A 12,881-nucleotide genomic window follows, 5' to 3' on the forward strand; every position below is an offset into this window, starting at 1 on the left:
ATTTTCCTTTTAGGGTACTTCATGCCCTTGGCTGGCCGCCAAAAGGGTAAACCAATCTTGTAAATCAAGTTCAATATGGGCGGCTTCCGCAGAAGCCGTAATCCTTTCCTTGGTTGTAGTACCAATTACTGGAGATGGTTTTGCTGGGTGTGTCAGCATCCATGCCAAAAGCAACTGGCTTTCCTCAACATTGTATTTCTGTGCCAGTTGTGAAAGAGTTTCCTTAATCTTACCTGTTTGTTCGCTTCTTTCACGAAAAACTTTTCCCAACGGACTCCAAGACATTGCAAAACGATTCTTGCCTATGCAATCGTCGAATGTACCGTCGTACATAGGGTCTAAATGAGTAATGGAAAACTCAACTTGATTGGCACTTACATCAATATCCTTTTCCAACATGCTGATTTGGGAAGGCGTAAAATTGGAAACACCAAACTGTTTGATTTTTCCACTATCCAAGAGATGTGTTATGGCTTCGGCAATTTCAGGAGGGTTCATCAACGGGCTGGGCCGATGTATCAGAAACAAATCAAGGTAATCTGTTTTCAATTTTTTGAGTGATTCTTCTGCAGACCAAATAATATAGTCCTTACTGTACTCATAATGTTTCAAACGATTTTTCCGGCCGGTGGTCATTTGTATACCACATTTGGTTATCAATTGAATTGAAGACCTGTTTATTCCGCTTTCGGAAAAAGCATTGCCAAAGTCAGTCTCTGTGGTATAATCTCCGTAAATATCTGCATGATCAAAAGTATGGAGCCCGTTCTCAAGACAATGCTCCATCAAATCAATCATACCTGTTTTGGAAAGTTGCTTTCCCCAACTTCCCCATGTCATCGTTCCCGCTATAATTGGGGAATAGTTTTTAATAGTTTGCATATAGGGTGAAAGTATAAAAATAAACCCTTAAATACTTCCCAAAACTAAGGGCTTGCCGTTTTTTTTAACCATTAATTAACAGCCGCTTTTTAAATTAATTTTCATTTTGCAATCCTTAGAAAAAACACTATCATTAACCTTTGCGACAAAAGTTTTGTATGGAAGAAAACACTACTATTGATATTAGTGCTGTGAATGAGAAAATAACGCATGAAAGTGCTTTTATTGATTTGCTCACCTCGGAAATGAATAAGGCCATAGTTGGTCAAAAACATATGGTAGAGCGTTTGCTGATAGGTCTTTTGGGCCAAGGTCATATTTTGCTAGAAGGTGTTCCAGGCCTTGCAAAGACACTTGCCATCAATACTTTGGCTAAGGCAGTCAAGGGTAGCTTTAGCAGAATTCAGTTTACTCCAGATTTACTTCCGGCAGATGTCGTGGGTACTTTGATATACAACATTAAGGAGAATGATTTCTCCATTAAAAAAGGACCTATTTTCGCCAATTTTGTTTTGGCTGATGAGATTAACCGTGCCCCTGCCAAAGTGCAATCCGCTCTGTTGGAAGCCATGCAGGAAAAGCAGGTAACAATCGGTGATGAAACCTTTATATTGGATAAGCCCTTCTTGGTAATGGCTACCCAAAACCCGGTAGAACAAGAAGGAACATACCCACTACCTGAAGCTCAAGTAGACCGTTTCATGCTGAAAACCGTGATAGATTATCCCAAATTAAATGAGGAGCAGCTTATTATTCGCCAGAACCTTCGCAGTACCGCTGGTGAGCCTGTAAACCCGGTGGTAAGCCTAAAACAAATTTTGAGCGCCCAACAGACCGTCCGTGAAGTATACATGGATGAAAAAATTGAAAAATATATCCTGGACCTGATTTTCGCAACCAGGTATCCAGAAAAATATAACCTCGACCAATTAAAACCCCTAATCAGCTTTGGAGCTTCACCCAGGGGAAGTATCAATTTGGCAAATGCTTCCAAATGCTACGCATTTATTAAACGAAGAGGATACGTTATTCCAGAAGATGTTAGAGCCGTGGTTCATGATGTGCTGCGACACAGAATTGGAATAACTTATGAAGCTGAAGCAGAAAATGTGACATCTGAAGAAATTATCAACAAGATAGTCAACGAAGTGGAAGTACCTTAACCCAATGCATAATTAACAATGGACAATTGACCAAGGGCCCAAAACCCTTAAAAAAGAATTGAACATTGTAAAATTGTTAATTAAGCAAATGGATACGAAAGAACTACTTAAGAAAGTACGGAAAATTGAAATAAAGACCAGACGTCTTTCCGATCATATTTTTGGTGGGGAGTACCACTCTACCTTTAAGGGAAGAGGTATGACCTTTAGCGAAGTTCGTCAGTATCAATTTGGGGATGATGTTCGGAATATAGATTGGAACGTTACGGCTCGCTACAACGAACCCTTTGTCAAAGTGTTTGAAGAAGAGAGGGAGCTAACCATGATGCTTATGGTTGATGTGAGTGGTTCCGAGCTTTTTGGTACAGCAAAGCAGTTCAAAAAAGAGGTTATTACCGAAATATCTGCCACCTTGGCTTTTTCTGCCTTGCAGAATAATGATAAAGTAGGTCTAATCCTGTTTTCAGACGAAGTAGAACTGTTCATCCCTCCAAAAAAGGGCAAGAGCCATGTATTACGAATTATTCGTGAACTTTTGGAGTTTACTCCAAAAAGCAGTGAGACCAACATCACCGAAGCCTTCAAGTTTTTAACCAATGTGATGAAAAAGAAGGCCATTGTTTTCTTGCTTTCAGATTTTATAGCGGATGACTACGATGCAACACTCCGTATTGTGGGAAATAAACATGACGTGACGGGCATTAGGGTATATGACCAAAAAGAAGAATCCATGCCCAATTTAGGAATGGTCCAAATGCAGGATGCCGAAACTGGAGTGTTGGAGTTGGTCAATACCCGTTCCAAAAAAGTGCGTAGTGCCTATGGACAATTTCATAAGGATAAAGTGGAATACTTTTCAGATTCTTTTGCCAAATCAGGTAGTGGTATAATCCATTGCAGGGTAGATGAAAGCTATGTGAAAAAACTATTGGGCTATTTTAAGAGAAGGGGATAATGAAGTTGGTGAAATACATATCGGAAATACAACAGAGTTCATTGAAACTTCGGATAGTATGTTTCATGGCTTTTATTCCACTCTTTGGATTTTCCCAAAACACATCTAAAGTCTCTTCAAAAATTGATACTACCTCCATAAGAATCGGGGAGCAAATCCAGTATATTATTACTGTAGAAACCGATTCCATAAATATTGTTCATTTTCCGGAGGGGCAAACCTTTTCGCCTTTGGAAACGGTTGAAGCCTTGCTTACCGATACCATCAAAGAGAGTAATCGAGTAAAACTTCAGCGTATTTATGCCCTTACACAATTTGATAGCGGGTCATATACAATTCCGCCTCAGCGTATTGCCATCAATGAGCAACCCTTCTTCACCGACTCTTTTCAGATAAAGGTTGCGGATGTGGTTGTGGACACCACCAAGCAAAAAATGTATGACATCAAACCGCTTATTCAAGTTGATCGCAGTTATGCCAAACTTTGGTGGATCATATTTTGGGTAGTTCTCGCACTGTTGATTATTGGTGGTCTGGTGTATTGGTTCTTTTTACGGAAAAAACCTTTGACCGAAGAGGAAAAAGAGGCACTACTGCCTCCGTATGACCGCGCACTTTTAGAACTAAAGCGTTTAGAGAATTCTAGGTATTTGATTCAAGATGAATACAAAAAATACTACTCTGAGCTAACAGATATTGTTCGGTCTTATTTGGAAGAGGATGTTCAGGTTACCGCATTGGAAAGTACCACGGACCAGCTTATTACCAAGTTGGAAATGCTGAAAGATTCAGGAGAACTTCAACTTGAAGATGAAACCATAAAACAATTCCAACAAATACTTAGAACAGCAGATTTGGTGAAGTTTGCTCGTTCCAAACCATCCACTTCAGTAGCTGAACAGGACCGAAAATTAGTGGAGGAAATTGTAGTAAAAACGCATGATGCCCTTCCCGAGCCAACCGAAGAAGAGCTTTTATTGAACGAGGAGTATTTGGAAGAATTGGCGAAGAAGAAACAACGTAGGCGAATTTATTGGGCCGCTGCTATTTTTGCGGGACTTCTTATTTTAGGAACTACATTTTCCCTTATTTTCTTTGGTGCGAAGCAAGTGAGGGATACCGTTTTTGGATACCCCACCAAAGACCTTCTGGAAGGTGAATGGGTATTTAGTTCCTACGGATATCCTCCAGTGGAATTGGAAACCCCAGATGTTTTGGTTCGTAATGAAGCTGAACTTCCAGAAGAAGCACAGGAATTGGTAAAAGAGCTTCAAACTTTTCGCTACGGAAGCTATGTAGGCCTTTTTGGTGTAAGCACCAGTTCTGTGACCTATAAAGAACAAACAGAACCCAATTTTGAGGCTGCAATTGCAGGAACTCTATCCACGTTTGAAGCCTTGGGGCTTAAAAATATTATTACCAAGCAAGAAGAATTTACAACTAAATCCGGTGTGCAGGGACTTAAAACCTATGGTACTGGAAATTATAAGAATCCATTAAACAATGAATCCAAAAAAGCGAAATACAATATCCTTTCCTTTGGTGGAAAAGGATTTATGCAACAGGTCATTATCACTTGGGAAGATGGTGATGAATATGCAGAACAAATTGTAGATCGTATATTGGGCTCGCTCGAAGTTAAAACACAGGCTTAGAAATGTTTGAGAATGTAGAATTTGCAAATCCACAATTTTTCTGGTTGCTGCTCCTGCTGCCTCTGGCAATTCTATGGTATTTCCTTAAACGAAAGCAAGAGGTTGCTTCCCTGCGTATTTCAAGTATCAAAGGATTTACTGTAAAAAGTATTATTTCCAAGCTTAGGCCCTTACTTTTTGTACTTCGCCTTTTGGCCTTGGCGGCCATCATTACAGCTTTGGCACGACCACAGACGGAAGATATTTCGACACGAACCAAGACCACCAAGGGAATCGACATTGTCATGGCTATTGACGTTTCCAGTAGTATGTTGGCCAAAGACCTAAAACCTGATAGATTGACCGCACTTAAAAAAGTAGCAGCTGATTTTATCAAAAAACGACCCAATGACCGCATTGGTTTGGTGGCCTACGCTGGTGAAAGCTATACCAAGACGCCCATCACCAGTGACAAGACCATAGTTTTGAGCGCCCTTAGGCAAATAACGCATGGCGAACTTGAAGATGGAACAGCAATTGGTATGGGGTTGGCCACTTCGGTAAACCGACTTAAAGAAAGTAAAGCCATAAGTAAGGTTATTATATTGCTTACGGATGGTGTGAACAACTCTGGTTTCATTGAACCTTCCACGGCGGCGGATTTAGCGGTAGAATTCGGAATCAAAACCTATACCATTGGTTTGGGCACCAATGGAAACGCACTATCTCCAATAGCTTACAACAGGGACGGTTCTTTCAGGTTTGGTATGCGTCAGGTAGAAATTGATGAAAAGCTGTTGGAAGAAATAGCCTCTGCAACGGGAGGTAAATACTTCAGGGCAACGGATAATGAGAAGTTGGAAGAAATCTATGACGAAATCAATAAACTTGAAAAAACGGAAATAGAAGAGTTCAAATATTACAAATACGATGAAAAGTTTAGGCCCTTGGTGCTTCTGGCAGGAGTTTTGCTTCTATTGGAGTGGGGTCTGCGTAGTTCGATATTTAAAAGCTTCATCTAGGTACAATGATTCAGTTTGACGAAAAAATATATTTTTATCTCTTAGCCATACTTCCGGTAATGGCAGCAGCTTTCTTTTTTCTTCAAATATGGAAAAGAAGAGCCCAAAAACAGTTTGCCGATACACGACTGTTGCGCAGATTGGCTCCGGATAAATCTCAATTCAAGTCCGCATTGAAGCTTTTATTTCTTCTGGCAGGATTGGGGTTTTTGATTTTGGGCTTAGTAAATCCCAAAATCGGTACCAAGTTGGAGACTGTAAAACGGGAAGGGGTTGATATTGTATTTGCCATCGACGTTTCCAAAAGTATGCTTGCTGAGGATATTGCTCCCAATCGTATGGAAAAAGCCAAGAGATTGGTCTCGGAGATTATCAATCAATTGGCCAGTGACCGAATTGGAATTATAGCCTACGCGGGCCAAGCTTATCCCCAATTGCCCATAACCACCGATTACGGGGCGGCTAAAATGTTCCTTCAAGCCATGAACACCAATATGCTTTCCTCCCAAGGAACAGCAATTAATGCGGCCATAGATTTGGCAAGCACCTATTTTGATGACGAAGAGCAAACCAATAGAGTGCTATTTATTGTTTCTGATGGAGAAGACCACTCTGAGAGAACGACAATCAGTGCGGTTGAAAATGCCACTCAAAACGGTATCAGAATTTTCACCTTGGGGGTTGGAAAACCCAAAGGTGCACCAATACCCATCAAAAGAAATGGAGTTGTTGAGAGTTTAAAAAAGGATAATCAAGGTGAAGTGGTCATCACCAAATTGAATGAGGCAGTGCTATCCGAAATAGCAGACGAGGGAAATGGGGTTTATATAAATGGTTCCAATACAGATGAAGCGGTTGAATTCATCAAAGAACAATTGGCCCAAATGGATAAAAAAGAATTTGAGGCCAAACAATTTGCAGAATACAAAGACCAATTCCAATGGTTTCTGGCAATCGGTCTGTTCTTTTTATTTTTGGATATCTTCCTGCTTGATAGAAAAACCAAATGGTTGAAAAAACTTAATCTTTTCAATGAACATGATGATGTATAAGGAGATAGGATTTTTGGGTCTGTTTTTGATATTTGGGCTTACTACATGGGCCCAAGATGCAGAGGCGGAAAAAGCTGCAGAAAAAGCATTGAAGAACTCTACCAATCTTACTTGGGAGGCCAACAAGGAATTAACAGCCAATGATTTTACCGGGGCGGAATCCGATTATAGACGTGCCATTTCCAAAAGCAAAAAAAATGCAGTTGCCCCTTACAATTTAGGCAACGCCTACTATAATCGAGAAAGCTTTAGCGAGGCATTTGGCAGATATAAACAGGCTGGGGAAACTGCTACCTCCAAAGATGGAAAGCATAAATCGTTTCACAACATGGGCAATGTGTTCATGAAAAACAAGGAATACGAAAAAGCCGTCGAAGCCTATAAAGAGGCTCTACGAAACAATCCCAAGGATGAAGAGACTCGATATAATCTGGCCTTGGCTAAAGAAATGCTAAAAAAGCAACAAGACGAGCAGCAAAACGACCAAGACAAGGACGATAAAGACAAACAGGACCAGCAAGACCAAAAAGACAAGAATCAGGATCAAAACAACCAGGGGGACAATAACAAGGATAACGAAGGGGAACAGGACCAGGATGAAAATAAGGATCAAGGTGATGAAGGAAAAAATGGGGACAACAAGCCTGAAGAAAATCAAGAGGGCGAAGGAGATAAGAAAAAGGAACAAGAACAAAAACCCAGCGAAGGAGACCAGCCTGACCAACAGAAACAACAACCCAGACCAAATCAACTCTCCAAACAGCAAATCCAGAATTTGCTAGAGGCCATGCAAAACGAAGAGAAAAAGGTGCAGGAAAAAATGGAGGCAAGAAAGGTTAGAGGTAAGAAAATTAAAAACGAGAAAGATTGGTGATGTTGAAGTGGGGCGTTTTTTTTACTACAATTTTATCTACTGCCCTCTTTTGGGCATCAGACGTAAGTGCCCAAGAAGAAATAACCTTTGAACTCAAATTGAGTAAAGAAAAACTAGGGATAAACGAACGCCTAAGGGCAGAGTTTACCATGAACAAGGATGGAGACAATTTCAACCCTCCATCTTTTGAAGGTTTTAAGGTGGTAATGGGGCCGTCTCAATCCATAGCTTCTTCATGGATTAATGGAAAACGCACCTATTCCAAAACATATACTTACATATTAGTCCCTACAGCAAGAGGAAGATTTACTATCAAACAGGCTACCATTGAAATTAATGGAGAAACCTACAAAACCCTGTCCAAAACCGTTGAGGTTACTGCCGCGGTAGACAAGCCGAATGATCAAAAGACAGTAGATGATGTAGCAGATGAAAGCCTACATTTAGTAGCAGAAGTATCTAAAGGCAATCCATATCTAAACGAAGCGGTAACGGTTATTTACAAACTCTATGTAAGTCCGAACATCAACGTGACCAACTACCGTTCGCTGGACAGCCCCAAATACAATGATTTTTGGAGCCAAGACATTCCGGTTACCAAGCATACTGCTCAAAATGGAACCTATAAAGGAAAGCCCTATCGCTACGTGGTACTTAAAAGAGTAGTGCTTTATCCTCAAAAATCAGGTAAATTGGATATAGAGCCCTTGTCTCTTGAGATTTTTGTTGATGTCCCCACTAACCGAAGGGATTTCTTTGGAGGACGCATTTACACACAGACAAGCAAAACGGTATCTGCTGGTAGAAGAACCCTTACGGTGAAATCCTTACCGGAAGCAGGGAAACCTGCAAACTTTGGGGGAGCCGTAGGTGATTTTAAATTTCAGGTCACTTCAAGTAAGAAGAGGTTAAACGCTTCAGAATCGCTTCAAGCCAAAGTAGAAGTGTCAGGAAAAGGAAATTTGAAACTGTTTCAATTGCCGGAACCTGAGTTACCGAGCTCTCTTGAGGTATACGAGCCTGAATACAACGAAAATGTCCGTACAAACCTTTCGGGTATGGAGGGGAAAGTGGCCAACAACTACACTGTGGTTCCCTCTTTTAGGGGAAAATATCCAATCCCCAGTATTTCGTTTAGCTATTTTAATCCCAAGACCTCAAGGTACGTTACTTTAAACTCTGAAGAAATCAACATCGAAGTTTTGGAAGGTCCTGCGGGAAATAATACGGTTAGCCCTGTAGCTTCCAATGTAAACAAACAGCTGGTGGTGCCCACCGGCAAACAGTTTCACTTTATAAAACTACGGCCCAATCTCACTAAAATTGGAACGGATTATTTCTTTGGTTCAAACACTTTTTATATTCTGCTTTTTGCGCCAATTCTATTAATTCCTATCGCTGTATTTTCTTTTAAGAAAAGAGAAGCGATTGCAAGTGATATTGAAGGCAATAAAATTAAAAGAGCAAACCGTCTGGCCAAAAAGTATCTCTCCACAGCTAAAAAGGAATTGGGCAATAAGGAGGCTTTTTATGTGGCTTTAGAAAAAGGCTTGCACAATTACTTAAAGGCCAAATTAAAAATTGAGACTTCAGAATTCAGTAAAGAAAAAATCACCTCTATTCTAGATGAAAAACTAGTTGATTCTTTGGACATTGAGGGTTTTATTAGTTTGTTGACCAACTGTGAAATGGCTAGGTACAGCCCTTTTTCAGATGTACAGATGCAGCAGGATTATGAAAAGGCGAGCGAAGTCATCTCAAAATTGGATAAACAACTATGATGCAAAGGGTCTTTCTTTTGTGCACGGCACTTTTGGTATTTGCTTGGGGCAACTCTCAAAACAGCCAATTGTTTACGCAAGCTACGGAACACTATAATAAAGGAGAATATTCCAAGGCCATAGAAAACTACGAGCAAATTTTGAAGGGTGGTAAACACTCACCGGAGCTATATTTCAATTTAGCCAATTGTCATTATAAGCTGAATCATATTGGTCCTAGCATTTATTATTACGAAAAAGCATTGCTACTTAATCCAGATGATGGAGAAATAAAGAACAATTTAAAGTATGCGCAGAACATGAGGCTCGATGCCGTGGAAGAAATGCCACAAACTGAAATTGGGAAAGCATATACCTCAGTTGTGAACATGTTCTCTTTTGATGGGTGGGCCTATCTTTCAGTGGTACTAATAATGCTATTTGTGTTGGGTTACTTGGCTTACTACTTCCTTCGCAGCGCTACCCAAAAAAGAATTGCTTTCGTAACCAGTATTTTTTCTTTAGTTCTGGGACTGCTAACAGTTTTACTGGCTTACCTCCAATACCAGGAATATAAATCCAACAACCCTGCAATTGTCTTTGCAAAGGAAGTCAAAATCACCTCCGAACCCAATGAGAACAGTGAAACCGTTTTTATTCTTCATGAGGGGACCAAAGTAAATGTGCTGGATGGTTTAAACGATTGGCAAAAAATAAAATTGGCCGATGGCCAAACAGGTTGGGTTAAAAATCAAAATGTCAAGTTATTGAAGGATTTTTAAACAAAATTTAACTAAAAACAATAGCTTTGCTATTATTTTTGTTTAAAACCGCCTTGTTTGAAGAACATTGCTTTTCCCTTAATTGCTCTTTTTCTGGTGTCCTCTATATTGACTCCATCGCTACTTCCAATTATTGATGAAGACATTGATATAGTGCTTCTTACAGACACAAACGAGGAAGAAAAGCAAGGTGAAAAAGAATCAGAGAAAAAATTTGATGAGAAAGACCTGTTCTTAAACAATTTTCAACATATCTATTCGGATTTAATCCAATCACAAGAGCATACTCATTTGGAGTATGTAGTTCACAATTCTGATTTTGTGTTGGATATTCTACTTCCCCCACCTAGGAAAGTATAAATTAATGCCATACTTTTTAGCAAATTATATCATTCCCTCCGAAGAATAGTATACTTCGGAGAACAAAACCTAATCACATTATGTTCAAGTATATTAAAAATGACTTGCCGGCAAGTATCGTAGTATTCTTTGTTGCATTGCCTTTATGTTTGGGAATTGCCCTTGCCAGTGGTGCCCCATTATTTTCAGGCCTGATTGCAGGAATCGTAGGTGGAATAATTGTGGGTGCCCTCAGTGGTTCCCAGATTGGGGTCAGCGGTCCAGCAGCCGGTCTTGCAGCAATTGTTCTCACAGCTATAGGAACTTTGGGAGGTTTCGAAAATTTTTTGGTTGCTGTAGTTTTGGGCGGTCTCATTCAAATTTTGTTCAGTATTCTAAAAGCCGGGGTTATTGCCTACTATTTCCCGTCATCGGTTATTAAAGGAATGTTGACCGGAATCGGAATCATAATCATCTTAAAGCAAATCCCTTACTTCTTTGGTTATGATAAAGACCCGGAAGGCGACTTCGCCTTCTTCCAAATAGACGGGGAGAATACGTTTACGGAAATTTTTAATACCATTAGCGGAATCATAAGTGGTAACTTTAGCAACGGCGCTACTATTATTGCGCTAGTGGCCATGGCCATCTTGATTTTATGGAACAATGTACTTTCCAAAAAAGGAAAAATCTTTCAGCTCATCCAAGGCCCTTTGGTTGCAGTAGTTCTTGGTATAATTTTCTTTGTTCTCACCCAAGGAAATGAAACCTGGGGGATTTCTGCTGAACATTTGGTGAAGGTTCCCGTTCCCGAAAGTATTGAAACCTTAGGAAGCTTACTGAGTTTTCCCAATTTCTCTGTAATAGGAGATGCACAGATATGGATCACAGCATTTACCATAGCCCTGGTGGCCAGTTTAGAAACCTTGCTCTGTGTTGAGGCGACTGATAAACTTGATCCTTACAAAAGAACTACCCCGACCAATAAGGAGCTTTTTGCACAAGGTATTGGAAATACAGTATCCGGTTTGGTAGGTGGTCTCCCAGTAACCCAGGTTATTGTTCGAAGTTCAGCAAATATTCAATCTGGCGGTAGAACGAAGGCGTCTGCTATAATTCATGGTTTCTTCTTACTGATTTCAGTGGTTCTAATACCGAGGTTATTGAACATGATTCCTCTCTCCGTTTTAGCGGCAATCCTGTTCATAGTTGGGTACAAACTGGCAAAACCCAAGCTTTTCAAAACCATGTACAATCTGGGGTGGAAGCAGTTCATTCCATTTGTAGTTACCGTATTGGGAATTGTTTTTACTGATTTATTGGTTGGAATAGGTCTTGGACTAGGTGTAGGTATAGTGGTCATTTTGATTAAGAGCTATCAAAATTCGCACTTCCTGCATATAGAAGATAAAAGTAACGGGGCGCACAAAATTAAGATGACCTTGGCGGAGGAGGTTACTTTTTTCAATAAGGGAGCCATTCTAAAGGAGTTGGATAGTCTCCCAGAAAACTCACAACTTGAGTTGGATGTTCGAAATACAAGATATCTGGATAACGATATCATTGAAATACTTGAAGATTTCTCGGAGAAAGCTGCCAATAAGAATATTGATATAAAATTAATTTCTGAACGTGGAGTGGTTGAAAATCCAGATAGCTACATTCAATTTTTTAAATTAGATAAAAATCAAAATCCTCCTAGCGATGATAACACAGACTAAAGAAACACAAGCGGCGCTGACCCCAAATGCGGCATGGGAACTTCTCAAAGAAGGAAATAAACGTTTTGTAGAAAAGAAACAGACCTCTAGGGATTTACTACAGCAGGTTAAAGAGACCACATCGGGTCAATATCCCTTTGCCACTATTTTGGGTTGCATCGACTCCCGGGTATCTGCCGAACTTATTTTCGATCAGGGCGTGGGAGATATATTCAGCGCAAGGGTAGCCGGTAATATAGTGAATGAAGATATTTTGGGAAGTATGGAGTTTGCCTGCAAACTTGCGGGAACAAAAATTATTGTAGTTCTGGGGCATACCAGCTGCGGCGCTGTAAAAGGAGCTTGTGATGACGCAAAAATGGGTAATCTTACCGAGTTATTGAGTAAAATAAGGCCAGCTGTTGTGGCAGTGGAAGAACCAGCGGATGAATCCCAGCGGAACTCCAAAAACATCAATTTCGTGAATGCTGTTGCAGAAAAGAATGTTCATATGACCATGGAAAACATCAGAAAGAAAAGTCCTGTTCTAAAGGAAATGGAAGACAATGGGGAGATTCTTATTATTGGTGGTATGTACGACATTGCCGATGGACAGGTGCACTATTTTTAACTTATTCTTTTAAGAATTTCAATTCAATCAAGGCCAATGATTATCCTTTCGTTGGTCTTTTTTAGTGTCCTAAATTCACTATCTTGG

Annotated in this window: 12 protein-coding genes; 11 read left to right on the plus strand and 1 reads right to left on the minus strand. The window is 40.1% G+C overall.

Annotation, left to right across the window (positions count from 1 at the left end; genetic code table 11):
- Positions 1-9 precede the first annotated feature (9 nt).
- Positions 10-882 carry an aldo/keto reductase gene (locus CLV81_RS03610; protein WP_106143682.1) on the minus strand — a complete coding sequence of 291 codons (873 nt, stop codon included), beginning with the start codon at positions 880-882 and terminating at the stop codon, positions 10-12.
- Between the two features lie 158 nt (positions 883-1,040).
- On the opposite strand from CLV81_RS03610, the gene CLV81_RS03615 reads away from it, so the two are divergent.
- The 11 genes from CLV81_RS03615 (at position 1,041) to CLV81_RS03665 (ending at position 12,794) form a co-directional block, all read left to right on the plus strand.
- On the plus strand, positions 1,041-2,045 hold the full coding sequence (locus CLV81_RS03615) for an AAA family ATPase (RefSeq protein WP_106143683.1): 1,005 nt from the start codon (positions 1,041-1,043) through the stop codon (positions 2,043-2,045).
- A gap of 88 nt (positions 2,046-2,133) precedes the next feature.
- On the plus strand, positions 2,134-3,000 hold the full coding sequence (locus CLV81_RS03620) for a DUF58 domain-containing protein (protein WP_106143684.1): 867 nt from the start codon (positions 2,134-2,136) through the stop codon (positions 2,998-3,000).
- Between the two features lie 65 nt (positions 3,001-3,065).
- Positions 3,066-4,655, plus strand: a complete 1,590-nt coding sequence (locus CLV81_RS03625) for a BatD family protein (protein ID WP_245911912.1) — start codon at positions 3,066-3,068, stop codon at positions 4,653-4,655.
- 2 nt (positions 4,656-4,657) lie between these two features.
- Positions 4,658-5,656, plus strand: a complete 999-nt coding sequence (locus CLV81_RS03630; protein ID WP_106143686.1) for a vWA domain-containing protein — start codon at positions 4,658-4,660, stop codon at positions 5,654-5,656.
- Between the two features lie 5 nt (positions 5,657-5,661).
- Positions 5,662-6,708, plus strand: coding sequence for a VWA domain-containing protein (locus CLV81_RS03635; protein WP_106143687.1), 1,047 nt, complete (start codon positions 5,662-5,664; stop codon positions 6,706-6,708).
- Complete coding sequence (locus CLV81_RS03640) at positions 6,689-7,582, plus strand: tetratricopeptide repeat protein (RefSeq protein WP_417935409.1); 894 nt, start codon at positions 6,689-6,691, stop codon at positions 7,580-7,582. The genes CLV81_RS03635 and CLV81_RS03640 overlap by 20 nt, the downstream gene beginning before the upstream one ends.
- Entirely contained in the window at positions 7,582-9,363 is a 1,782-nt protein-coding gene (locus tag CLV81_RS03645; protein WP_106143689.1) for a BatD family protein, read from the plus strand. Before CLV81_RS03640 ends, CLV81_RS03645 begins: the two co-directional genes overlap by 1 nt.
- Positions 9,360-10,124, plus strand: a complete 765-nt coding sequence (locus CLV81_RS03650) for a tetratricopeptide repeat protein (RefSeq protein ID WP_313790276.1) — start codon at positions 9,360-9,362, stop codon at positions 10,122-10,124. The genes CLV81_RS03645 and CLV81_RS03650 overlap by 4 nt, the downstream gene beginning before the upstream one ends.
- 57 nt (positions 10,125-10,181) lie before the next feature.
- On the plus strand, positions 10,182-10,484 hold the full coding sequence (locus CLV81_RS03655) for a hypothetical protein (RefSeq protein WP_106143691.1): 303 nt from the start codon (positions 10,182-10,184) through the stop codon (positions 10,482-10,484).
- A gap of 80 nt (positions 10,485-10,564) precedes the next feature.
- Positions 10,565-12,184, plus strand: coding sequence for a SulP family inorganic anion transporter (locus tag CLV81_RS03660; protein ID WP_106143692.1), 1,620 nt, complete (start codon positions 10,565-10,567; stop codon positions 12,182-12,184).
- The gene (locus CLV81_RS03665) at positions 12,168-12,794 is read left to right on the plus strand and encodes a carbonic anhydrase family protein (RefSeq protein ID WP_106143693.1); all 627 of its coding nucleotides are present in this window, start codon (positions 12,168-12,170) and stop codon (positions 12,792-12,794) included. The genes CLV81_RS03660 and CLV81_RS03665 overlap by 17 nt, the downstream gene beginning before the upstream one ends.
- Positions 12,795-12,881 lie beyond the last annotated feature (87 nt).

This window comes from Flagellimonas meridianipacifica (assembly GCF_003001695.1).
GTDB classification, from domain to species: Bacteria; Bacteroidota; Bacteroidia; order Flavobacteriales; family Flavobacteriaceae; genus Flagellimonas; species Flagellimonas meridianipacifica.